Below are 23,171 nucleotides of genomic sequence, written 5' to 3'. Positions count from 1 at the left end.
TGGAAAGGGTTCAGCTCTGAACGATGTCGTTCAGCGCCTGCTGCAGTTGGGCGTTGTCCAGTCTTTCGAGTGGGAGCGCGAGCAGTTGCAGCATGCGGTAGCCGATCGCTTCGCGCGTGAGTTCGAAGGCATGCCGCTTGCCTTCATCGCCGCCCGGCGCGTTCGACGGATCGGCGTAGCCCCAGTGAGCCTTGACCGGGCTACCCGGCCAGAAAGGACACGGTTCGGCCGCGGCGCTGTCGCAGACCGTGATGACGATGCGCATCTGCGGCGCGCCGTCCTGGGCGAATTCATCCCAGCTCTTACTGCGATAGCCTTCCGTGTCGATACCTGCATTCGTCAGCGCTTCAAGCGCGAACGGATTGATGCGACCGCTCGGGGCGCTGCCCGCGCTGTACGCGCGGACGTCCTTGCCGAGCTTCTTCGCCCAATGGTTCAGCATGCCTTCGGAAAGCACACTGCGTGCGGAATTGTGCGTGCAGAGGATGAGTACGTTTGTGGTCATGATGTTGTCTGTGGGCAGCGTGATCAGCAACAGGCCGAACCGGCAGGTTTCACAGGGATGCCGACGGGTTTGCCGCCCGGCGCACAGCAGGACGTTGCCCCTGCCGACGACGATGTTTGCCTGCTCTCGCCATATACCGGCGCGCCGTCCAGCGTATGGAAGTGCTCCCACGCAATCCCCTGCGGGTCGAGAACCCAGTGCTTGTCGCTGCGCGCATAGCAGCAAGTTGTCTCGCCCTGGTCGAGCAGTGCCATGTCCGCGGCCTCCGCCCGCGTTGCGAGTTCGGCAAGCTCTGCCGCGTCGTCCACCTGGAAGCCGAGGTGGTCCACGCCGGCTTTGGTGCCGCGCGTTGAAATCGCAAAGTTCACGCGGGGATCGTCCAGCATCCATTTGGCGTAGTCCGCCTCGACGCGCGCTGGTTCGGCGGCGAACAGCTTCGAATAGAACGCGACACTGGCTGCGATGTCGTCAACGTGGACGTGGATGTGAAACCGCTTCATGGTGGTTCTCCGTCAACATTTGCATGAGTCCGCGCCAGGCTCAAGGCAAGGCTGCCCCTGACAGCAGTTTTCGGTCAGAAAGCCAAGCACCGCGCTCATCTGGTCATAGGCGGCCCGATAGATCAGGCTGCGCCCGTCGCGCTCCTGCGTGACCAGCCCCGCGTGCATCAGCTCCTTCAGGTGAAAGGAGAGCGTCGCATTGGGAACATCGAGCTGTTCTGCCATGGCGCCCGGTGTCAGGCCGGTCGGACCCGCTACGACCAACATGCGGAACACACGCAGGCGCAGTTCGTGGGCGAGCGCCGCGAGGGCGCGGATAACGTCTCTATCTTCCATAATTCCAATATATTCGAAATGACACATGAAAGCAAGCCACAGCGGCAACTGACCGGAAGCGTGCTCCCTCGACTTCCAAGCTCAGGCAGTGAGACAACGAGTGGCACCACTGACGCCGTCGATATGCGGCCAATGACGGCTCTGGTGTTGAGAGCGGACTTGGCCGACGCGATCGGTCGAAAGGCGGTTCCGGGTCGAAAGTGTGAGTTCGTTGATACAGGAAGCTGCCTCATGGCTGCTCAGTTCCGGCACCGTCCGCAGTCTGCCGCACTGCTGACGTAGAACCCAGCCCGCCCCAGAGGCGGCTTTGGCCGAGTCGAACGCATAGGCTGTCCGGCAGGTTTCTGGACCGAAGCGGCTGCTAAGACGGTTATCCTGCCGCGGCGACTCCAGCGCAGGTCCGCCAGCTTTGCACCGGGAGCGCCGCAGTGGAGAGTGGCCGCACAAACCGGGATGTTGCATCGTTTCGCGCGGCCAGAACCAGCTGCGCTAGATTTCAGTCTGTTCCGAAATCTCAAGCGCGTCGTCGACTTCGATACCCAGGTATCTGATTGTGCTTTCAATCTTGCTATGGCCAAGCAGCAACTGCACCGCCCTGAGGTTCTTGGTGCGTTTGTAAATCAGCGTCGCCTTCGTGCGTCGCCTATATCGCTGAAGATATAGAGCAGAGATTTTTTTGGTTGGCGATCGCGGCTACTGACCCGGGACCAGGCCGGTCTGGGCCAGTCCGCGATCGGTAATCAAAAAAATGTTTGTGCTAAACCGCTCCGCAGGCGCCGGCGTTTATGGGCGTTGAATGATCGTCGCGGTGATTTGTGATGCCCGGCGCACGGTCGGCGCATGCCGGAACCCGGTGGTCGTCCGGGCCCGTTGTGCGAGCGCAGCGGGAATACGGACGTCGATAGGCAGGCAATGCAGAGTTTCGCGGCATTCTGATGGTGCGACGACGTCAGGGCGCGAGTGGGTTCGCGTTGGCCGCATGGGTGAAGACCAACGTGTGCGTGAGTGGTGGTGTTGGCGGTCAGTGCACATGGCTCGGGTCAGGTGGAGCGCGCGGCAGGATGCCAGGCGTGTCTTCAGGCAGCGCGCCTTCGATACGGACCATGTGGCCGTTGCCGCACACGGGGCAATCGCGCAGTGATCTGCCAGTGAGCCGCTGGTAATGGTCACGGTAGTCTTCCCCGATGGTGGGTGAAGCTGCGGCGGGCGGCTCGACGCCGAGCAGCCGCCGGCAGATGGCAAGTCGTTCTGCCCGATGACAGTTAGCGAGCCACCCGTAGTTGCGGATGCGCTTGAAGCCGGCGGGCAGCACGTGCAGCAGGAAGCGGCGAATGAACTCGTCGGCCATGAGCGTCATGGTCCTGTGGCGGGCATCGTGACGGTAATCCTTCCACTGGAACAGGACCGAGTCACCATCAAAGCGCAGCAACCGGTTATTCGAGATGGCGACGCGATGCGTGTAGCGGCCCAGGTAATCGAGCACCTGTGCGGCGCCGCCAAACGGTGGTTTCGCGTAGACGACCCACTCCGCGTGAGCAGCGGGCGCGAGCCAGGCGGCGAACGCTCGCGGCTCACGCAACGGCTCGAGCTGGCCATGGAAGCGCAGCGCGCCGGCGTCGAACGCGCGGCGCAGCTGGTCGAGAAAGAGCCGCGAGAGCACCCGCACGGGCAGAAAGAAGCCCGGCCGGCAGGCGATCCAGCGTTCGCCGTCCGGAGCGATGCCGCCGCCCGGTACGATGCAATGCACGTGCGGATGGTGCAGCAGGTTCTGCCCCCACGTATGCAGGACCGAGAGGAAGCCGATCTCCGCACCCAGGTGTTTCGGATCGGCGGCGATGGTGCGCAGCGTCGCGGCGCTGGTGCGGAACAGCAGATCGTAGAGGGTCTTCCTGTTCTGGTACGCGAGTGCCGCGATGGGTTCGGGCAGCGTGAAGACGACATGGAAGTACTCAACCTCAGGAAGCAGTTCGGCCTGCCGGCGCTCGAGCCATTGCGCGCGGGCGAGCGACTGGCACTTCGGACAGCAGCGATGGCGGCACGAGTCGTAGGCAAAGTGCCGGATCGGTCCCTGACGGCAAGGGGTGCGAGCAGGTTCTCTCCGCGCATCCTGACCCACGCCGAGATTCGTCGGCTGCTCGACGCAGTCGACCATCTCGAGCCAACTGCGCGAGCCCCGCTGCGCCATCTCATCATGCCGGAAGTATTCCGGCTGCTGTATGGCTGCGGAATGAGGGTCGGCGAGGTGCTGCACCTGCGGGTGGCCGATGTTGACCTTGGCCACGGGGTCCTGATGGTGCGTGAAGCCAAATTTGGAAAGGATCGCTTCGTCCCACCAGCCTTACCGTTGGTCCAGCGCCTTCGGACCTATGCAGCATTCATGGGAAATCGTTCGCCCGAAGCCTACTTCTTCCCCTCACCATCCGATGGCCCGTGGAGCCACCCGGCCGTCTACTGGCTGTACCGGGAGTTACTCATGCGCTGCGGGGTCGCGCACGCCGGTAGAGGCAAGGGCCCGCGCTTACATGATCTTCGTCACGCCTATGCCGTCCATGCGTTGCTGCGCTGGTGCCGGGAAGGAGCGAACCTCGATGCGAAGCTGCCGGTGCTCGCGACCTATCTGGGTCATCGCTCCCTTGCCGGAACGCAGCGCTATCTGCATCTGATACCCGAACTGTTTCCAGAGATCGCGGTGCGCAGCAGCGCCGCCTTTGGTGACGTCATTCCTCGGTGGGACGGATCATGAAACCAACCGATTTCTCCATGCTCGTGACCAGCTTCCTGACGTACTATCTCGCCGCGCAGCGCAATCTGAGCCCCAACACCATCAAGGCGTATCGCGATGTGTTCACCCTGCTGCTTCGATTCTGTCGCGACGTGCGGGGCATTGCGCTGGAGCGCCTGTCTCTCGCGCAGATCGACGCATCCCTTGTGGAGGCGTTCCTCGATCATCTGGCCAATGACCGGCACGTTTCGGTCAGCACGCAGAATCACCGTCTTGCGACCTTGCACGCATTCTTCCGCTATGTACAGTCGGAAGTGCCCGAGCGCCTGCTGCAGTGCCAGCAGATCCTCGCCATTCCGCTGCGGCGACAGCCGCGTCCCTGTGTCGGGTATCTCAGCAAAGAGTACCTCGCGCAGATTCTCGCCCAACCCGATCTCCGTACTTCCGAGGGGCGCCGGGATGCAGTGATGCTGAGCGTGCTCTACGACACCGGCGCCCGGGTGCAGGAGTTGATCGACCTGAACGCTGGCGACGTGCGCCTGGATCCACCGTCTCAGGTTCGACTCATGGGAAAGGGTCGAAGGCTGCGCGCTGTACCCCTGCTGGATGAGACAGTCGAAGTCCTGCGCCAGTATCGGCACGATAACAGCCTCGATCGTCCTGAACATGCCGACATGCCACTCTTCCAGAACCGGCAAGGGGCACGGTTATCCCGCTCGGGTGTGCGCTACCTCCTGCAGAAGTATGTGGTTTCTGTACGCCGAAGTCACCCCGACTTCACACAGCGGGTGAGTCCTCACAGTCTGAGGCACTATATGCCCTTCCGGATTATGTCTGGTGACACCGTTGAGCTTCCGCGACCTTCCGAAGATTGCGGGTTCCGGCGCCGATGTGCACAGTCAATCACACGACATAGTTTCCTCTGTCCGACAAGGCCCAAGAGCTGGTTTGCCGGCTGGTAGCGTCCTGGTTAGCCGTGTGGGGGATGCCTTCGCAAGAGCCTGCACATTCATCTCAAGTGTCGCTTCAAGGGCGCTTGCGGTCTTTCAGCCGGCCGTGATAGCGAGATATAGTTAGGATGTCATACTGACATATTGACTCCTTCGCTGACTCAGGCGGCTGGTGCGATGAGTCAAGATTATGTCTATGCAATCTCACGCATTCCATCTAAAAACTAGGCTATTTGTCGAACTACAAGAAATAATCCTTAAGGGTAGATAATGGCGCAGCGTGTGCATGGACACGCGCTTGTCGATGTTCGCAGCCTCGGCGGCGGCATGGATGGCGCGGGTCAGTTGCCGCGTGCTGAGCGGGTCGATCGGATCGAGCCCGGGGAAGAGCCAGCCGCCTTCGAGCATGCGACCCTGTGCGTGAGCCACGCGCCACCAGACGCGCAGGCGCTCGAGCAGGACCGGTGAAAGCATTGCGTAGCGGTCGCGGCGGCCCTTGCCCTGCTCGATGCGCAGGGTCATGCGCTGGCTGTCGACGTCGGTGACCTTCAGCGCCACCACTTCGCTTGCGCGCAGCCCGGCACCATAGGCGACCGACAGCGCGGTCTGATGCTTCAGGTTGCCGGCGGCAGCGATCAGGCGGGCGACTTCTTCAGGGCTGAGCACGACGGGCAACCTGCGTGGCACCTGTACCGGCTGCATGCGGGCCATCAGTTCCGGTCGCTCAAGGGTGATCCCGAAGAAAAACTTCAGTCCGGAGATCGCCGCATTCAGCGAGATCGGAGAAATGCCGTGGTCGACCAGATGCAACTGGTAGCGCCGCAGGTCCTCGACCGTGGCGGTGTCCGGCGGACGCCCGAGAAAAGCGGCGAACTGACGGACCACGCGGACATAATCGGCTTGCGTCTTCGGCGTGAACTTGCGCATGCGCATGTCGTCGATCATGCGCTTGCGCAAGGGACTGACATTGTGGCTGGTGTGAGCTATGGCTGTGCTCCTGACGGGGAACGAGACGGATTGCCTCGTCCCTCCATCATGGGAACAGCGCGGGTTTCCTGGGACATACCGCTAACGCCCGCCGGAGCCCACAATACCGCGCGAGCGGTTTCGTCCTCCGATGCAGCGTCGGCAATAGTCAACAAGCCACAATGAAGCCATTTTCTGAAGCAGGTCCCAACCATGCAGTCTGGTTGGGCGAATCTTGCTCAGTCGAATCCCAGCTGCGCCAGCAGATCATCGACCTGTGACTGATGCTGCACCACTTCCGCCTTGCCTTGCGGGTCGATCTGCGGCCCGTTCATCAGCAATTCGGAACTGCTTTCGCTGGCGAGCGCGGCAGCTTGGGCGGCGAACTGCTCGCGCCGCTCAGGCGCAATGTTCTCCGTCAATACGCTGAGCAGTTACTGCTCGATGGACGAGACGATGTCGTTGATCTTCTTGATGACCTGTTCGGTCAGATCCTGGAAGTCCTGTGCAAGCATGATCTCGAGCAGGCCGGTTAGCGAGTGGTCGCTGACGGCCCAGTTGGAGACGTTCAGCTATTTCTCAACGCGAACGCTCTAACGTCTGCTCTACATACATCAAGGGACTTAGCTCGGGATCCCGTGACCGGAGCCTGCGCCTCATGGGCACATCCTTCGACGACGCCTGGCGTTCAACCCTTGCTGACCTGCTCCAAGCACGCGGCGAGCTGTTCGATGTAGTCCAGCGCCTTACGCGAGGGCGCCACGGTCTTGATTCGCAAGTCTTCACGGCTTTCCTCCCTCGACACACAGTCGCACTCCATCAGACAAGCCAGTTTCGGATGAACGGTCGCAGACACGCCCGCCGTGGATAACGCCATAGTCTCAGTGACCGTCGCTGCGTGACCCGAATTCCCCGACGCCGTCAGCACTTCGAACGGATGTTGTTCCGCCGCGTCAAGCTGGGGCGTCAAAGGCAAGGCATGAATGGTTTCGGACCGGTTGAGGAAACGGAAATACGCATCAAAGACGGCCTTGATCGCCATGCGTCAGTTCGCGACTATTCCGGCGAGAAGCGAGGATGTCGCGCTTGTGTGCCCCTGTCGGCTGCCTTGAGAAAGCACTCCGACTGTTTGTCGAAATGCCGAAGCGCGGCCCGGGTTAGCTCAATCTGTTTGCGTCGCGGATCTTCAGTATCGACGAGCGTGCCCCAGCCTTTGACGCGCATGGCGACTTCAGGCGGGCATGCAGTGTGGCCGGCGAACCCAGTTCCTGCTGCGCCATCATGTCCCTCACGACAGCCGTGCCCTGCCGCTTGCTGCGCGCGCAACGACGTGGAGCATCTTCTCTTCGAGCGGGTCGAGTGCGGGCAGCGAGGGCAAGCCCCGCAGCGCTTCCGCCAGCTGCAGGAAGCGAAGATAGATATCAGCTTTACGCGCCATGACGTTCATTTCCCATCAAGGACCTGCACAGGCCGCCAGCGCAAGTCGGACCTCCGAGGTTCTACGTGAGCGATTTCGTCACCTGTCGCGTCGGAGACGATATAAAAACTGGCACACTGCAAGGGGATGCCGCGATGTGCTCGGCTACGGAACGCGCGAGCAAAAATTTTTGGTGGCGTCCCTAAAGTAATCCCATTCCATGCCGATATTTGATTTGAAATTGTATCTGCGTCGTACTTGATATAGATATTGTAACGAATTTAAAAGCCAAATCACCCATGCGTTTTGCGAAGGCGACAACAAAAAAGATGCAGTCGGCCCTCTTTGTAGCCTGCGGCGCCTGTCTCCTGGCGGGCGCACCCGAGCTTCATGCGGGACAGCTTGACGTGGTTTCGGTGACCGCGACCGGGTTCGGTTCGAGCGCGGCGGCAGCAACGGTCGATGCCGTTCGCAACGGCGTCGCCTCGGTGAACGGGGAGCGGATCGAATCGACAGAGCGCGTCACGAAGTCCTCGACGTCGACGACTGGCGCCGAGACGCAAAGCTCGCGGACGATCGATGAAGACATTCGCCGAACCACCAACGGTGTTGTGAAGTCGTGGCGCGCGCTGTCGACGCAACCCTCCGAAGGCGGCTATCAGGCGACGGTGCAAATCGGCGTGGTGGTGCTCAGGCAATCGGAGCAGATGAAGCGCATCAAGATCGCGGTGGTTCCGTCGCACGGCCAGGCCGACGCCAATACCGCGGCGCTCGTCGATGGCATCACGACCGATCTCGTCGAAAGCCGCAAGTTCGCCATCCTCGACCGGCAGCAGAAGGAAGCCATCGAGGCGCAGATGGCGCAGATTCGTGCGGGCACGCAGATCGAGGATTTCGCGCGACTGTCTTCGGGCGTCGCGCCAGACTTTCTCGCCGTCGTCACGACGGGAACGCGCGCGGGATCGGAAGAGGGCGAGACTCAGCTGCGCGCGCAACTACAGGTCATCGATTATTCGAGCCGGCAGATCAAGTTCGCAGAGCAGAAGTCGATCACAATCAAGGTCGGCGACAAATTCCCGACGAGCAAGCGCCTGCTCGGCGTGGCGCACACGCTGTCGGGCGATCTCCTTCAGTCCATTTATCCGCCGCTGGTCGTTGGGAACGACAACGGCACCCTGACCATCGCCGAAGGTTCGAGCTATTTCAAGGTGGGCGACAAGTGCTCCGTCCGCCTCGTCGAAAGTGCGCTGAAGGACCCTTACACGAGGGAATTCCTGGGCTACAAGAGTAGCGAAGTCGGCACCGCGACCATCACGTATAGCGACGCGCGTATCTCCCAAGCGACGCTCGATAACCCGCAACCGCTCGATGCCGGCAAGCTCGCTGCAAGAAAGTATCAGGCGTGGCGAGTCGCAGCATCGGCGAACGACATCTTCAATTCGATGCAGGCCGACATGGGCGGAGGTGCCGAAAAGGCACATGCGGGCGGAGAAAGCCACTCCATCGAATCAGACTATTGACGTTTTTTTCACAGTCTTCAACGACGTAGACATTCCATGATGAACATCCAAAAAGTAGTCGCCTGTCTCTTCGGTTTCGTAGTCGTGTCGCACGCCTTCGCGCAGCAGGGCCCGGCGCCCGCAGACGGCGGCGATATCCCGCTCGGCGGATTCCCCGGCTGCTTCGTCGCGCCGCCCAAGGATTCGTGCGATGCCCGCATTCTCTGCACCGGCGTGGGCACGCTGTATGGCAATACCGGCCCGGATCTCCAGGCTGCGACGCAGGAAGGATCAATCGAAGCGCGCAACGAATTGGCGAAGTTCTACAGCAGCAAGCAGAAGGCGGAGCAATCACTCTCGACAATTCGCGAAGATGCGAGCCGCAGCACGTCGGATGGCGGCAAGGCAACGGCGTCGTCAGCGAAGCGCCTGATGGCGTCGGTGAGCAGCACGAGCGCGGAATCGATTCTCTCGGGCGTGCAGGTGGTGTCGCGTGAAGTCGACACGAACCAGCAGACGGTGACGGTCAAGGTCGGCGTGAGCTGCAAGAGCCAGGCCGCCGCCGCGCAATCGCAGGCTGGTGCCACGCGTTCCGCATATTCGGCGAAACCGGCCGCAAATGGCCAATCTGGTGCCCCTGGCGCCGAGGAATACAAGACGCCGCCGGGACAGTTGTCTAGCTTCAAGCAGACGGTGCCGAACGCCGATGAATTCTAAGTCGCTCGCGCTCGCGTGCTTGCTTGTGCAGACCGTGGCCCATGCATCGGCAACGCTTGGGCCGGACGTCTGCGATGACGACGGCTTTCGCAACGTTCGTGACGGTCAAATTCGCAAGTGGAGCGACGCGGGCGAGGACTGGATCGAGTTCCGCACGACGCGTGAACGGCTCGTCGAACGATACGGCACCGAGGGAGCGCTGCCCCAAGTGGCGGCACACGCAGCAAGAAATGCGATGTTTGTTGAGTTAGATCGTGCCGAACGCCGCCCCGATGCGGACGCTGTGCTTGATATTCGCGGCATGCAAAGCGTGGCCACGTCCTGTGGCGGCAACGAAGTCTTCGATTTCAAGCTTCCGTGGGCTGGCCTGAGTTGGAGCAGGGGATCATTCGACCCGGATTCATTGATGCCGCCTGTGAGGGCCTTTCTGAAACAGAACGGCGTGATCGACTGATCGGGCATATAGATTAAACAGGCTGCACCGAATTCATTCACTGACATGCAACACCGGCTACTCAAACTGATTCTCTGCGTGACCCCCTGCATTGGGGTGAGCGCGGCGAACGCAACGGACCTCTATTTCGCGGGTTTCTCCTTTTCCGGCGATTACTCGCAAAACTCGCAGCGCTATAAATACGCCGAATCGCTCCAAGAAGAAAAAGCGCCGAACGGCATGAACGTGCTCGATGCGGCGCTCAAGGACCAGGTCTCATCGCTCGATCGAAGCGACATCACGCTGAAGTACGATCTGGGCGACACAACTTCCGGCAATGCCAAGGCACTCGCGTTCGCGCTGCAACAGGAAAGCGTCGAAGACGTGCCGCGCGGCGACAAGGACGTGTACGTGTATCGCGTGATCGGGGACGTGCTCGTCTTCGACATGCAGACGAGAACCTTGCTGCTCGACATTCCCGCGATGGCGCAGTATCAGGATTTCGGAGCACCGGGGCGCACGTCGAGCGAGCATAAGAATGTCTTCCGGAAAATGTATCTCGACAAGACCTTCGGCGCCAATATCTTCGCTGAATGGGTGCGACGCCTCAAGGACGCGCCGGTCGGAAAGACCTATACGTCGTATATGAAGGTGCGCAACGTGACCATCGCGCCCGAAGCCGAAGCCGTCATTCCCGACGACCTCAAGCAAAACGATGCCTTCGAGACCGAAGTGGCTCAAGCTTTCGAGTACAGCTTGGCGTCCGCCCAGAACGTGGGCCTCGTGCCCTACACGAAGGGCCAGGCAATCGGCCAGAACATGGTCGAGCGCTTCGCCAATGGCAACAGCTACACGCTTAACCTGCCGGATCCGGACTTCGTCATCGATATCCGCGTGCGTGCTTTCCGTCAGGCCAAAGTGCAGACCAACGCGACCGACCAGTATGTGTTTGGCTCGTTCATCACGCTGGACGTCGAGCAGCCGCAATTGCAGACGAAATACGTTGACGCCGACTTCAAGAACCTCAATTACGTCGTGCTCGACCGTTCGGAAGGCTTCACGCCCAATGCGTGGGATGCCTATCAGACGAGCTTGCTCCACCTCTTCACCGTGCTCACGCAACAGATCTCGAAGCGCGAGTCGAAAACGCTCGCCGAGATAACCAAGGCGCCGGACATCGATAAGCAAATGACTGCGTTCAAGGGGGTAGTCGACAAATGCATGTGATCAAAAACGCACGACGCGCCTTGATGGGGTTGACCCTGATGGTCCCGTTGCTCGCATCGGCAGATGTGGTGCAGGTGCGCGGCACCGTGACCGTGCCCTATTCGACGGGACTGTTTTCCAGCGCACCGGATGCGGCATCCAACCAGGCTGCATTCAAGGCCGCGAAGCTGGCGGCGTGGGATATCTACACGTCGCGCTTCAACGACGCGAAGATGAAAACCTATCTCGCAAACAAGGAGCGCTTCACGGGCAACATCGACGAATACGTCAAGGATCTGACGATCGTCGATCAACAGACGGACCCGACTTCGCACACCTTGCGTGTCGCGGTGCGCGCGAACATCAACGAAACCGCCGTCGATGCCATCCTCAATTCGACCTCGGAGGCATCGCATCAGGGCAGCGGGAACGGCAGCACGCTGGTGTTCGTATTTCTCGCCCGCGAAGTCATCAAGTCGAAGTCATTTGATGCACGTGTCTCAAAGGTCGAGCGGATCGATTCGTCGAGCACGTCGATGGAAAAGGCCGCCGATTCGGATGACGTCGAAGCCACCGGAAGCCGCAGCTCCGACATGAAGGAAGTGACTTATGGCGGTTCCGTAGAGCGCAAGCGCGCAGAGACCGTCTACGACGTGACAAGTCCAGAAGATGTGACCGCGGCGATGAGCGACGTGCTCAGCACATCGGGTTTCGAGATCGCGGCTTACGACGATGTCGTCGGCAATTGCGGCGGTGTCGACCGGAGCGTCGTCATGAAGGAGTTCGGCGCGAGCGACGACATGACCATGCAGACGCGCCGCTCGATGATCGGGGCATCGCGTCAGTGCGGCGCGTCGCTGTTCGCGACGGGAACCATCGACGTGGGCGTGCAGGACACCGATCCCGTGACCGGCAACAAGCGCGTCTACGTCTCCGTGCGTGGTCAGGTCTGGGATATCAGACAGGCCCTGCCGAGAAAGGTCGCTTCAGTCGGTCCGGTGCAGTTCGAGGGACTCGGTCCCGATGAGAGCGTCGCGAAGCGCAATGCATTGAACCTGGCGAGTCGCAACGCCGCCAAGACGTTGGTTGATCAGTTGAACGCCAAGCAAATCCACTAGTCGCACCCATTCACATCAAGCTGCACACTTGACATCCAAAGGAACAAGAAGCCGTGAAACTCCGTAATCTTTCCGCTATCGCACTGGTTCTTTCCGCTGCTTATGCATCGCCTTCGATGGCGTTCGGCTTGCCCTCGATTCCTGGCATCGGCGGAGGCAGCAGCGGCTCGGCATCGAGCGTCAACGTCGATGCGCTGACGACCCAGCAGACCGAACTGGTTCAAGCGATGGCCGTGTCGCTGCTCAATCTGTCGAAGGCGCAGGTGATGATGTTCTCGGCGCTTGGCGACGATGAACACGCCAAGGCCGCGCAGCATACCGTTGACACGCTTGGCACCGGCACGATGACCGGCAACGACGGCATGAAGAAGGCGCTCGGAAGCAGTCTCGACCTTGTCGACTACCAAAAGCAGGATATCGCCAAGGCCGGAACCTTGAGCGACGCGAGTAAGGCGATGTTCGCGAAGTCGCTCGTGCCATACGGGCTGGGAACCGCGGGGATCGTGGCAGTCGGCAAGAAGGCAGCGGACGCGGGCCAATCGCTAGCGCACACGATGGACCCGACAATCCTCTTGAAGCTTAGCAGCTTGCTGTATGTCGCCAAAGAATCGCCGACGCTCATCTCGGCGTTCGGCAGCACGACGAGTCAGCTCGTGACGTATGCGACGTCGCAGGGCATCGATACGTCGGCGATCAAGAAGGTCGGCGCAACCCTGGGGGAATGAGTGGTTCGACGGTGAAATTTTTCACTGTCGCGGCGAGCGCATGTGAAGACGACGCTCGCCGGCAAGAGAGCCGCTGAGTGACTAGCGGGCGCTAGCGGGCGCAGCTTTCTTGCGGGCATCGTCACGTTCTGGCGGCGGGTCCTTCCTGAACGCCGTCTTGTACGACTCCAGCACGTTCGACTGCACCACGAGGGTGAGTTCGCTGATGCAGGATACTTCCGCCCGGCTGATTGATGCCGCCACCGTCAGCAAACCGCCACACTGCTGACGTAGAACTCAGCCTGGCCGAACGTCAGCTCAGGCCGAAATTTTGCCACCCGGAAGCCGGTGCCAACGACTGGAGCGCCTCCGGTACCTGCCGCTGCTGATCTTACGGCACGTTTAGTAGACGTGAGTCCGACAATCGGCGTTCGTTGGCGCACTCCCGAGCCGCCGCAACGCAACGCCAGATGAACGTGTATGACGAAGCGGGGATCGAAGCAGCCTGCCAAGGAAGCGGAATGGCGGCGGTCGCTATGACTGACCAGCGCTTAGCATCGACTGCCTGCACGCCGAAGCGCCACAACGACATGAGTACTGGGCGCGCACGTCTTCGGTGACCTCGCCGTCGACTGCAAGACCGTAGTCGATGAACAGCTCCTCACCCGCAGCAATCGCTACAAGCGCGTGGATGAACACACGGTCGCCGACCTCAATGGCTTCGCAGTTTGGCAGGCAGGCATGGTTGAGAAAACGCGCACTGTTCCCACCGCGGCTGCCATCGATCACGCGTCCGCTGCTCAGCCCGAACACGAAGGTGTGCCCGGCCGCCGATCGCTGGCGGGCGGCGGCACGCCGCCAGGTGGTGACGTCACCCTTGTATTCGATCAGGCGCTCGCCGGCGGTGAGGGGCCGCAATGCGAACAGCCCCTTTCCGTGCACCGGCGAGCGCCGTGCCGAGATGCGTCGCAGTCGCATTGCGTTGTCCTTCATTCCATAACCGGAGTTTGTTGATGTGTGTCCGCTCAGCGGCGAAGCATATCGCCGCCGCCGCGCATATTCAATCAGCCAATAAGATGATTGCGCGCAACTAACGGTCAGCCGCAAAACCCGCTCGGGTTCGCTCCGCCACAAACCTGCTTGCAGAAGCGAGGCGCAATGCTTCGTCCCCGGATCACGGTCGTGCGAAATCGTTCGCTGTCAGCTCAAGGTGCGTGGTGGGATGGGCAAGCACCTTGCGCTCGGCGATCGCCCGGATGCGGCCATAGCCGTTCCGGAAAGCCTTGAGGATACGACCGTCATCGGCGTTGGGTTCGAGCCAGAAGTATTCCTGCAGGGCCTGGACCGCAATCACGCATTCAACGAGGCCATGCGGTCGTGCGAGGCTGAAGGACACGCCGCGGCGCCCGTTTATCACCAAGGGTTCGAGTTCGAGAGTTTCCATGACAAGTGAGCGGACAATCCGGAGACACGCGCGAATGATTGTTGCATAGCCGATGCGTCCTGAATACCGGGATCATGCCGAAATCTGCCCGATCGCGCGGCTGCAGCAACCCATTGTGAAGTGTTGTCGACGGGAGGGTTCGTCGGCTTCGAACGCTGGATGGAGGTGTGGTCCGGACGACATCATTTGCGCGCTCCAAAAGCCTCCCCGATCTGCCGTGCCCGCTTCACCTCATCGCTATGCAGATAGATCGACGTGGTCGACACGGAGGCGTGACGGAGGTTGTCGCGCACGGTGGTCAACTCGGCGCCGCGACCGAGCGCATGGGTCGCGTGCGTGTGCCGCATCCAGTGCGGGCTCGCGCGGCGCAGTTTCTCTGCAAGGGGCGGGTGGTCGGCTTCAATGGTATCCGCCGCGAGCCGGAAGAAGCGGCGCAGCACGCCCCACAGGCGCACGCTGCTGATGGCTGCGCCGCTGTCGGCTTCGAGGCTGCCGATGACCGGTGTTTCCGGGCGCCAGCGGGTCTGCGTGACCGGCAGCCCGCGTTCGGCCAGGTAACGCGCGAGAGCCTCCCAGGCAAGCGGGGGCAGCGCGACCCGTGCGAGCTTTTTTCCTTTACCCGTCACGCGCAGCCAGTGTTCACCGCGCGCGTCGGTCTCCACGTGTCCGAGCGTCGCGCCGACCAATTCGCTTGCCCGCAGCCCGGTCGCGTAGCCGAAGTCGAGCAGGAAGCGTAGACGCTGCGCGGCGGGAGCGGCCCAGCCATGCGACCACTCGAGCCCATCGGCGATCGTGCGCGCGAGCGCCCATTCGCCTTCGGTGAACGCATGCGAGGCATCGAGCGTCGATGCGCTATTGCCGCCACGCACCTTTACACCCGCGAATGGATTGGCGAGCACATAGCGCTGCTCGATCAGCCAGCGGAACAGGGCGCCGAGAATCGAGAGCGCATGCGCCATCGAACGCGCGGACAGGCTGCCATTGAAGAGCCGCCACTCGGGCGACTTGCGTGGGCGCACCGGACCGATCCAGCGTCCGTGTGGCGACGGATGCCGCAGGAACGCGCGGTAGGCGATGGCGTCCTCGGTCGTGAGCGACGACAGGGCGCGGCCGCGCTCGACGATCGCCCACAGGATCAGGCGCTCGGCCTCCTTGCGGTAGGTACGACGGGTCGCAGGCGACTCCTGCAGCGCGAGCCAGGTCTGTACCGCCTCATAGTCATTCGATGCGTCCAGCGTGCAGCTTGCGTGTGGTGCGCGAAACGTGCCGCTGGTCCCGTCGACTTCGTGCGGCAGCTTCAGTGATTCCCACGGCACGATGTCGTTGCGCTGGGTCGTCGACACCAGGGCGCGCGCCTTGTCGGTGAGGGCGGGCCAGGCGGCGAAGAACTGTTCGATGGCACGCGCACTCGCCGGTCCGAGACCCGGCACCGCTTTCCACCACTGACGCCGCCGCGGAATCCGCACGGTCAGGTCGGCCAGCGTCGCGATGCCGTGGGCGCGCAGCACGCGGACCGCACGAGGGGCGAGCCATTGCGCGATGTCGTCGGCAATCTGCGGCTCGGCCGGTCGTGCCGTGCGCAGGACCTCAATCGCGTGTGCAACCGTTCTAGCGTGCTGTTCGCGTTCGTCGGCGGGATGGTCGAGCAGGGCGGCGAGATCGTCGCGATGGATCGCCCGCGCGACCGCCAGCAGCTGGCGGCGGATCTTGCCCACTACGCCGCGTGCGGACTTACCGTCACCCAATGCCGAGGGCAGATAGCGCGCCACCGCCTGCCGCACGGGCAGTCCCGCATACCATGCGCGCAGCGCGGCAAGTTCGTCGGCGTTGGGAAAGCCAGGCGGGTCCGCGGGGGCCGGGGCGGGCATCAAGGTATGGCACATTGTCATATCGCCAAGTTTAACGCGAAAACCGATGCCTTATGATAAGAAGACTTATCTTAATAGCACGGTGACGTTTCACGTTTCCCGGAAAAACTAGCCGCTCACACAACTAAAGTTGTAGCCACTGAAGTTGACAGCTATGACAACGCCCTGGCTGAAACGATCAACGGCTTGTACAAGGCTGAACTGATTCATCGCCGCACCTGGAAAACGCGGGAATCCGTTGAACTGGCAACGCTGCAGTGGGTGGCCTGGTTCAATCATCATCGGTTGATGGAATCCCTCGGCTATATCCCGCCCGCCGAAGCTGAGGCAAACTACTATCGGCAACTTGAAACAGCTGCCGCTGAACCCGCATCAACTTAAACCAACCAGCCTCCACGATTCCCGGGGCGGTTCAAAGTCGTGACCTCCACGGCAAAGGAGCGTTCATCATGAACATAGTGACTGTTGGACTGGACCTGGCCAAGAGCGTGCTGCAGATTCACGCAGTAGATTCGCCTCAGATATGGACCCCGCCATCGTAGACTGGCTGTCCGCACGCGCGGCCGAACCGAAGCGCGCGAGTGCTTGCACTGCAGCGCATTGACCGGTCTGAACTGAGGCGGCCACTCGAACGAACTCATCCCAGATGTTCCCGATCAGGTCCATCCGGACGTCGCGATCGGTGACGGCAATCAGTTCCGCAGGTACGGTATGGTGCTGCGGGACGTGCAAACGCCGGTCACGGAGATGCGAGAGTAGAGGACACAGGTCAAAGCCCAAGGTCCGTGCGAGACCCATCGCATAGTCCGTATATCCATGGGTATCGACTGCAAGCTGGGCAACATCGTCCGCCCCGCTTTGGCGAATCACGCCCTCAATCGCGGCGCCGGCCTGCCGCTCATTGAGGAGAATGGGTTGATCGTAAAAGATACCCCAGCGATCGCGCACAGTAAGCATTCGATCTACACCGTCGCGGATGACGTTGACGCGCGAGAGGATCGGCGGCTAGCGAACGGGATCGATGTGTGAGGCGGTGGGCAGCAAAGGAGCTACGTTCCAGGGTACCCGGTCATCCCGACGCGGATCTACCAGCACTTCCTGTCGACCTGCGAGCATGACCTCGGGATCGCTGAGAGCGTCGCGAACGCGCTGTCGGACTACCTCGCGCGCGCATACGCTGGCGAACGCCCCGACGTCTGTGCCGCACTGAAGAAGGCTGCTGTCCACTTCGGGTGCAAGGACTCCCTTTACGTCGTATTGTCGCTTGTGGCGTCGATCAGCGCGTTAACCCCGTGCCGCGTCGCGATGGAAGCCTGCGCATCGTCCCATCGCTGGGGACGCTGGTTCGCCGCGCGGGGTCACACTGCCCGGCTCATTCCCGCCGAATTCGTCAAGCCATTCAGGCTGAGCGGCAAGAATGATGCGGCCGATGCCGAGGCGATCGCCGCTGCAGCCCGGCAACGTACGATGCGCTTCGTGGCGATCAAGTCGGTCGAGCAGCAGACGATCCTGGCGTGGCATAGCGTGCGCGCAGGCTGGCACGAGGAGCGCACGGCACTGCTGAACCGCACTTGCGGCTTGCTGGCCGAATTCGACGTGGTGATTGCGCGTTCTGCGGACCGGATTCTTGGCGCATTGCCGACGCTGATCGAAGACCCCAGGCTGCCTGACCCGATGCGCGCCATGTTGCTGGAAGTGCGTGAACAACTGGCGGCGCTGAACCTGCGGCTTGCCCGATGCGACCGGCAGATTGCCACTCCCGCCCGCAGCAGCGACGTCGCCAGACGCGCCAGCGAACTGCTCGGCGTCGGGCCGGTGACCTCTAGTGCGCTGGCTGCCACCGTTCCCGATGCAAGCATCTTCCGCAACGGCCGGCAGTTCGGCGCGTGGCTTGGCCTGACGCCGCGCCAGCACAGCTCCGGTGGCAGGACGCGGCTTGGACACATCAGCCTGAGAGGCAATGTCTATCTGCGCACGCTGCTGGTTCAGGGCGCTCGCAGCACGTTGCAGTCGGCGCTGCGTGCCGACCCCACACATGCAAGCCGCCTGCAACGATGGATCAGGCAGCTTCATGATCGCAAGGGGTATCCCCGGGAAGCAACAGAATCAGCATGGGCGAGCGGCCGCAGGTTGGCTCTTATCCAGTTCGCTCTCGCCAGATCGTTCCGGAATCTGAACCGAGAACACCTGAGGAGCGTGTTCGAGGTCCGTCGCCGCATTCCAGGAGCTGGTTTAAATTGCCAAGAGGAATTTCCGCTTTTTTAGTTGCCCACCTATACTGAATCAGTCTGACCAGGACCCGAAAATTAGCAGTCCGTCCGACTCCCTTGCGCATTCGCTGTATGTTGAGCTTGGGGCACCCGGTAAGCGTAATTGACTGTTTTCTTGTATTCAGGCCGCTATCCACAACGAGCCGCTTGAGGATAGGAGAATTGCGTGAAAATACATCTCCGCCCTGTCTTTTGGGTTGAAACCGTTCTCGCCTCCATGACCGCCTTCCTGGCGGTGCTCACGGCGATATGGCCAGACTGGATCGAGGGCGTGTCCGGGTTCGATCCCGATCGGCACAATGGCTCGTTCGAGTGGGGTATTGTTATCGTGCTGTTCGCGACAACTCTGGTCCTTGTGATCATGGCGCGTCGCGAATGGCGCCGCCGATGGACACCGTCTTCTTAGCCTGCCCTTCGAAATCGTCCCATCGACTTCCTGTATCGCCTGGTGCCCATCATGGGTCGATCAAGACAGCGATTCTCCTTTTCCGGATGGAAGAGCGACGTAACCGCTTCCTTGCCGGTACATCGAGTCACAGCGTCGAACATCGACCCCCAGCGATGTCATGCAGTATCCGCATATCATGGCGGCTGGTCGCCGAATTCTTCGGGCGGCTCGACAGCCCGGTGAATGTCGCCGTGGATCCGCATCTACGACCTATACTGTTCTGGTGTCTGCTGGCTTGTCCATATCTTGGTGCAACCAGACACCCCAAGCCGAAACGGGTGCAAGGACTGCCCTTACCGTCGGAAGAGACAGGCAACGAAACTTGGACGCTTGTAGGCTCCGGCAGCGAGGTCTCAAGATGCAGCTTCATCGGAGCCGCGTGCAGATAGCGTCCTGAAGTGCGATGTCAGTGGTCGAATCCATTGACTGCGGGATGTCTTTGGCAGAGCGGGTTATGCCTCCTGCCCAGCCCAGGCGAAGCTTCGCTCAATAGTGCTGGCTCGGTTGGTTTGCGCGTTCCCAAACGATGCCCAAGGTGACGCTTAAAGTGTAAGGCAGCTTGCCGCTCGCACTTTTGACTGAGGCCTTTTTGCGGCAGCCCTAGCTTATTTTATATCTCCAGAAAGGAGACTTCGCATGCCGTCGATCGATGATCTCATTCCCGTCGCGGATACCTCCGCCTTCATATTTACTGGCTCCGTCGCCCGGTCAGCCGCGTCAACCGTGCCCACGCTTTCCGTCGACGCCGCCACGATCGTGGTATCGGTCGAGGATGTCGTCAAGGGGCCGCCGGGTCTGCGAGCATTGCGTGGGCAGGAGGTAACGGTGCAGTTGTTGCAGCCTCTTGCGGAAGGCCGTTATGTGTTCCTTGCCGATTTCCTCGCAGTCGGTGAAGGGATTGCCGTAAGGGAGCGGACGCATCTCGAGGCGGCGGCTGAAAAGCAGGTGCGGGCCGCGGTGGAGCGCGGTTATGCCAGACTTATCGAGCGCCGTGTGGAGGCCGCGTTCCTGGTCGCGCTCGGCACCGTCGGAGCCGTCCGCCCTCTTCTTCCGCCCGCGCAACGGCGCGGCCGGGTGCCGTGGGCTACGGCACCCTTCAACATCGAGCGTGTGCTGAAGGGCAGGGGCAAGCCGCGACACATGACACTCATCGGCCCTGGCACGGCATCCAAGCGGTTGCCGAGAGCGCCGGCACTGCGCGCTGAACTTCACGCCATCCTGATCCTGCAGCATCCGCCAGCTGACGCGCTCGAGCTTCTGCCGGAAGAGGAGCGCGAAAAGGCGGCGTTCATCGCCGAACCGCCGGACATCCAGCCTCACGAACGCCTTGAAGCCATCCTGAAGATCGTCGGCGCCCCGGAATAGGAGCTACGTCCATGCTTAAGATCGTCAACATGATTCCAAAGAGCTGGAGCGACGAAGAGAACCAGGACTGCGAACCCAACCTCTCGGTCAATCCATCGAATTCCGGCGAGATCATTGGCACGGCATTCACCTTCGACAACCCCGCGGGAACGTCGGCCATCAGCCCTGCCATGGTTGGAAACTGGGCGCCTCTGTTCAGTTCGGCCGACGGAGGCAGCACCTGGACGCTACAGTTCGTGATGCCCAGTGCCTCAGGCGATCAGCTTCCGACCTGGGACGTCACGTCCCGTTATGGCGGTACGAGTGGCGAAGTCTACTCCGGCCTGATCTCACCCGGTGGTTTCACCATTCTCATCAACCGCGCACCGGATGCCGTGACCCAGCAAACGACGATGGCTTCCGTGAACGGCGACCAGCCTTTTCTGGAAGCTACAACCACGGTAGTGGGCGGCGCCAGCCAGGATCGCCTATACGTCGGATACAACGCAGGCAGTGCCAATTCCACGATACTCGTATTCCTCGACGCCGCGGCTTCGCCGGCATTCACCACCCACAGTCTCGATGTGCGGAGTACGAGTGACATGCCGCCCACGCGGACTGCAATCCACCGTAGCGGGACGATCTATTGCGCGTTCTACATTTACAACGGCCCAGGTCCCGGTAGCACCCGGGATGTAGTAGTCGTCAAGGACCTAAACTGGGGGCATCGTCGCTGCCCTTCCAGGCGCTGGTCGACGCGGGAGATTCCAAGGCCGGTGTGCGGGTGGCGACCGCGATTTCCAACCCCTGGTACAACTCGAACTTTCTGGACCCGACCTTCGGTAATGACAGGTATGGACCAGACCTTGCGATTGCCGTGGATCCGAACGACGATCAGCGTGTCTTTATTGCCTATGTGACAGGCACTGGAGCCTCGGACGATATCCTGCATCTGCGCTGGTCCAGCGACGGCGGCAAGAACTGGTCGACGGATGCCCGCTCGATCTCCGTGGCCAAAAATCCGGGCGTTGCCATCAACACGCTCGGCATGGTTGGCTTCGTGTATCAGCAGGTCGTGGGCGCCAACTGGACGACCATTCTGGAGGTCAGCGACAACGGCTTTGTCTCCGGCTTTTCGTCGCACACGCTGGCAAGTACGCCGACGAACGCGCCGTCGCCGACCCCCGTAATGGCAACCTATCTCGGCGATTACATCAAGCTTCAGGCGGTCGAAAACGACTTCTACGGCATCTTTAGTGCCAGCAACGCGCCGGTCAAGGCGAACTTTCCCTCCGGTGTCACCTACCAGCGCAACGTGGACTGGTCGACCCAAACCCTGCTTGGCAATGATGGAGTCACGCCGGTTGCCGTGTCGATCGACCCGTTCTTTTTTAAACTGACTGTCAGGATGCCGAAGGTTGCGACTGCAATCGCAAATAGCGGGTTCTTCGGTGACGTTTGCCGGGAGTCCTTCGTGGACGAGATGCTGACCGTCAACAACAGTGGCACCGGCACGCTCAGGATATTCAATATCGCCTCGACCTCGGCGGATTTTGAAGTACCCGCCGTGCTGTCCTGGCCGCTGAAGGTGCGGCCCGGCGTGTCAGTCGAATTGCCCATCCGCTTCAAGCCGGTCGCTCACGGTTCCAGGTCGGGCAAAATCGAGATCTTCAGCAATGATCCGGCCAGCCCGCATGTCGTGGATGTCTCAGGCGAATGCCCATCGCCGCGATTGTCGCTGGTCATCGCCGACACCGGCAACCTAGGTAGAGCCTGCATAGGAAGCTTTGTGGATAGACCCTTGGTCCTCGTCAACAGTGGCAGGTGTCCACTCCATGTGACAGGGATCACCGTCACTGGCGAGTTCCTCGCCCCCGAGGTCCTTTCCTGGCCTGTCGCCGTGGGGCCTGGGGATGCACTGTCCGTGCCGGTGCGATTCCAGCCGCTTGGCTTTGGCCACAAGACCGGAACGATCACCGTTATCAGCAATGATCCGGCCGGACCGCGGACTGTAGACGTCTCCGGCGACTCGCCATCGGGAAGGCTGGTGATATCGGGCTCGACAACCTTTGGCGGCGTGCACGCATGTTGTTGCGCGGACCGCACGGTCGTCATCTGCAATGCAGGCGAGTGTGCGTTGCAGGTGAGCAGCGTGCAATTCAGACGCAAGAGCCGCCACTGGAGAATGATCCACAACCCGTTCCCGGTTGCGCTGCATCCCGGAGCCTGCATCCCGCTGGTAATTCAGTACCGGGCGACCGAGAAGTATCCTAGGGCATGTGAACTGGTGATCAGGAGCGACGACCCCGCCGCGCCAGAGAAGCGCATCGAGTTGCTGGCCTACACCATCTGGGACGACTGCCACAGGGAGGCCAGGGAGCAGTGCGAAGATTGCCGCAAGGGGTGTTGCGATAGGCATCGCGGTGAGTCAGGATGCCGGCAGGGCTATCCCTGCGCCTGTGAGGACAACGATGACGAAGAATCAGATTGAAGCCATTGTCTCGCGCGAGCGACGCACCGTGGGGAGCGTCAAAAGCCTTGGGGTATCGCAGATCTCCAGTCTGATACGTATGTTTTGACGCCGGCCAAACGGTTGTGATGTGCAAACTGAGTAGGCGGGCGAAGAATCGCTCTGTTTTCGGGACCCTCAGGCGCAACCGGCAAGATAGGGCTGACCGAGGTGCATAGAGAGGGCTGAAATATCAATGACGTCGTCCGCGACAC

Annotated in this window: 22 protein-coding genes and 5 pseudogenes; 14 read left to right on the top strand and 13 right to left on the bottom strand. The window is 61.3% G+C overall.

Going from position 1 to position 23,171, the window contains the following annotated elements; all coding sequences use genetic code 11:
• Nucleotides 1-10: 10 nt before the first annotated feature.
• The 5 genes and pseudogenes from L0U84_RS43430 to L0U84_RS43410 form a co-directional block, all read right to left on the bottom strand.
• Entirely contained in the window at nt 11-505 is a 495-nt protein-coding gene (locus tag L0U84_RS43430) for an arsenate reductase ArsC (RefSeq protein WP_233860314.1), read from the bottom strand.
• A 23-nt stretch (nt 506-528) separates the two neighbouring features.
• Entirely contained in the window at nt 529-1,005 is a 477-nt protein-coding gene (locus L0U84_RS43425) for an ArsI/CadI family heavy metal resistance metalloenzyme (RefSeq protein ID WP_233860312.1), read from the bottom strand.
• Nucleotides 1,006-1,017: 12 nt separating this feature from the next.
• Nucleotides 1,018-1,341 carry an ArsR/SmtB family transcription factor gene (locus L0U84_RS43420; protein ID WP_233860394.1) on the bottom strand — a complete coding sequence of 108 codons (324 nt, stop codon included), beginning with the start codon at nt 1,339-1,341 and terminating at the stop codon, nt 1,018-1,020.
• Nucleotides 1,342-1,830: 489 nt separating this feature from the next.
• Nucleotides 1,831-1,983: pseudogene (locus L0U84_RS43415) on the bottom strand (tyrosine-type recombinase/integrase); the annotation flags it as partial.
• 379 nt (nt 1,984-2,362) lie between these two features.
• Nucleotides 2,363-3,526 carry an IS91 family transposase gene (locus tag L0U84_RS43410; protein WP_233860310.1) on the bottom strand — a complete coding sequence of 388 codons (1,164 nt, stop codon included), beginning with the start codon at nt 3,524-3,526 and terminating at the stop codon, nt 2,363-2,365.
• Here L0U84_RS43410 and L0U84_RS43405 point away from each other — a divergent pair.
• Both L0U84_RS43405 and L0U84_RS43400 read left to right on the top strand, forming a co-directional pair.
• Nucleotides 3,410-4,084: a tyrosine-type recombinase/integrase gene (locus L0U84_RS43405; protein ID WP_233860393.1), complete on the top strand. Its 675-nt coding sequence runs from the start codon at nt 3,410-3,412 to the stop codon at nt 4,082-4,084. The genes L0U84_RS43410 and L0U84_RS43405 overlap by 117 nt on opposite strands.
• Nucleotides 4,081-5,025 carry a tyrosine-type recombinase/integrase gene (locus L0U84_RS43400; RefSeq protein WP_233860308.1) on the top strand — a complete coding sequence of 315 codons (945 nt, stop codon included), beginning with the start codon at nt 4,081-4,083 and terminating at the stop codon, nt 5,023-5,025. Before L0U84_RS43405 ends, L0U84_RS43400 begins: the two co-directional genes overlap by 4 nt.
• Nucleotides 5,026-5,217: 192 nt before the next feature.
• Here the strand turns inward: L0U84_RS43400 and L0U84_RS43395 are convergent, their stop codons facing one another.
• The 4 genes and pseudogenes from L0U84_RS43395 to L0U84_RS43380 form a co-directional block, all read right to left on the bottom strand.
• On the bottom strand, nt 5,218-5,958 hold the full coding sequence (locus L0U84_RS43395; protein WP_233860306.1) for a tyrosine-type recombinase/integrase: 741 nt from the start codon (nt 5,956-5,958) through the stop codon (nt 5,218-5,220).
• A gap of 260 nt (nt 5,959-6,218) precedes the next feature.
• Nucleotides 6,219-6,506: pseudogene (locus L0U84_RS43390) on the bottom strand (protein phosphatase CheZ); the annotation flags it as partial.
• Between the two features lie 161 nt (nt 6,507-6,667).
• On the bottom strand, nt 6,668-7,021 hold the full coding sequence (locus L0U84_RS43385) for a hypothetical protein (RefSeq protein ID WP_233860305.1): 354 nt from the start codon (nt 7,019-7,021) through the stop codon (nt 6,668-6,670).
• 14 nt (nt 7,022-7,035) lie between these two features.
• Nucleotides 7,036-7,417: pseudogene (locus L0U84_RS43380) on the bottom strand (winged helix-turn-helix domain-containing protein).
• 386 nt (nt 7,418-7,803) lie between these two features.
• On the opposite strand from L0U84_RS43380, the gene L0U84_RS43375 reads away from it, so the two are divergent.
• From L0U84_RS43375 to L0U84_RS43350, 6 genes are all read left to right on the top strand, one after another.
• Entirely contained in the window at nt 7,804-8,916 is a 1,113-nt protein-coding gene (locus tag L0U84_RS43375) for a hypothetical protein (protein ID WP_233860303.1), read from the top strand.
• A gap of 36 nt (nt 8,917-8,952) precedes the next feature.
• A complete protein-coding gene (locus L0U84_RS43370; RefSeq protein ID WP_233860301.1) occupies nt 8,953-9,612 on the top strand; it encodes a hypothetical protein in 660 nt (219 codons plus the stop codon).
• Complete coding sequence (locus L0U84_RS43365; protein ID WP_233860299.1) at nt 9,602-10,066, top strand: hypothetical protein; 465 nt, start codon at nt 9,602-9,604, stop codon at nt 10,064-10,066. Before L0U84_RS43370 ends, L0U84_RS43365 begins: the two co-directional genes overlap by 11 nt.
• Nucleotides 10,067-10,144: 78 nt before the next feature.
• A complete protein-coding gene (locus tag L0U84_RS43360) occupies nt 10,145-11,272 on the top strand; it encodes a hypothetical protein (RefSeq protein WP_233860297.1) in 1,128 nt (375 codons plus the stop codon).
• Between the two features lie 20 nt (nt 11,273-11,292).
• Nucleotides 11,293-12,369 carry a hypothetical protein gene (locus L0U84_RS43355; RefSeq protein ID WP_233860295.1) on the top strand — a complete coding sequence of 359 codons (1,077 nt, stop codon included), beginning with the start codon at nt 11,293-11,295 and terminating at the stop codon, nt 12,367-12,369.
• A gap of 53 nt (nt 12,370-12,422) precedes the next feature.
• Complete coding sequence (locus L0U84_RS43350; protein WP_233860293.1) at nt 12,423-13,094, top strand: hypothetical protein; 672 nt, start codon at nt 12,423-12,425, stop codon at nt 13,092-13,094.
• A gap of 513 nt (nt 13,095-13,607) precedes the next feature.
• Here the strand turns inward: L0U84_RS43350 and L0U84_RS43345 are convergent.
• From L0U84_RS43345 to L0U84_RS43335, 3 genes are all read right to left on the bottom strand, one after another.
• Nucleotides 13,608-14,051, bottom strand: coding sequence for an SET domain-containing protein (locus tag L0U84_RS43345; protein ID WP_233860392.1), 444 nt, complete (start codon nt 14,049-14,051; stop codon nt 13,608-13,610).
• A gap of 196 nt (nt 14,052-14,247) precedes the next feature.
• A complete protein-coding gene (locus L0U84_RS43340) occupies nt 14,248-14,517 on the bottom strand; it encodes a DUF1488 family protein (RefSeq protein WP_233860292.1) in 270 nt (89 codons plus the stop codon).
• Nucleotides 14,518-14,699: 182 nt separating this feature from the next.
• A complete protein-coding gene (locus L0U84_RS43335) occupies nt 14,700-16,406 on the bottom strand; it encodes a site-specific integrase (protein WP_233860291.1) in 1,707 nt (568 codons plus the stop codon).
• Nucleotides 16,407-16,478: 72 nt separating this feature from the next.
• Here L0U84_RS43335 and L0U84_RS43330 point away from each other — a divergent pair.
• Nucleotides 16,479-16,766: pseudogene (locus L0U84_RS43330) on the top strand (integrase core domain-containing protein); the annotation flags it as partial.
• A gap of 139 nt (nt 16,767-16,905) precedes the next feature.
• Here the strand turns inward: L0U84_RS43330 and L0U84_RS43325 are convergent.
• Nucleotides 16,906-17,333: pseudogene (locus L0U84_RS43325) on the bottom strand (Tn3 family transposase); the annotation flags it as partial.
• 318 nt (nt 17,334-17,651) lie between these two features.
• Between L0U84_RS43325 and L0U84_RS43320 the strand changes: the two are divergent.
• From L0U84_RS43320 to L0U84_RS43300, 5 genes are all read left to right on the top strand, one after another.
• Nucleotides 17,652-18,650 (top strand): IS110 family transposase, encoded by a 999-nt coding sequence (locus L0U84_RS43320; RefSeq protein ID WP_326491258.1) that lies wholly within the window; start codon nt 17,652-17,654, stop codon nt 18,648-18,650.
• A 171-nt stretch (nt 18,651-18,821) separates the two neighbouring features.
• On the top strand, nt 18,822-19,061 hold the full coding sequence (locus L0U84_RS43315; protein ID WP_233860289.1) for a hypothetical protein: 240 nt from the start codon (nt 18,822-18,824) through the stop codon (nt 19,059-19,061).
• A 678-nt stretch (nt 19,062-19,739) separates the two neighbouring features.
• A complete protein-coding gene (locus L0U84_RS43310) occupies nt 19,740-20,468 on the top strand; it encodes a hypothetical protein (RefSeq protein WP_233860288.1) in 729 nt (242 codons plus the stop codon).
• A gap of 11 nt (nt 20,469-20,479) precedes the next feature.
• A complete protein-coding gene (locus L0U84_RS43305) occupies nt 20,480-21,367 on the top strand; it encodes a hypothetical protein (RefSeq protein ID WP_233860287.1) in 888 nt (295 codons plus the stop codon).
• Nucleotides 21,325-22,938: a choice-of-anchor D domain-containing protein gene (locus L0U84_RS43300; protein WP_233860285.1), complete on the top strand. Its 1,614-nt coding sequence runs from the start codon at nt 21,325-21,327 to the stop codon at nt 22,936-22,938. Before L0U84_RS43305 ends, L0U84_RS43300 begins: the two co-directional genes overlap by 43 nt.
• Nucleotides 22,939-23,171 lie beyond the last annotated feature (233 nt).

Origin of the sequence: Paraburkholderia sp. HD33-4 (assembly GCF_021390635.1) — a bacterium.
Lineage (GTDB): Bacteria > Pseudomonadota > Gammaproteobacteria > Burkholderiales > Burkholderiaceae > Paraburkholderia.
Note: the sequence above shows the minus strand (reverse complement) of the source record. Positions and strands in the feature narration are given on the sequence as shown.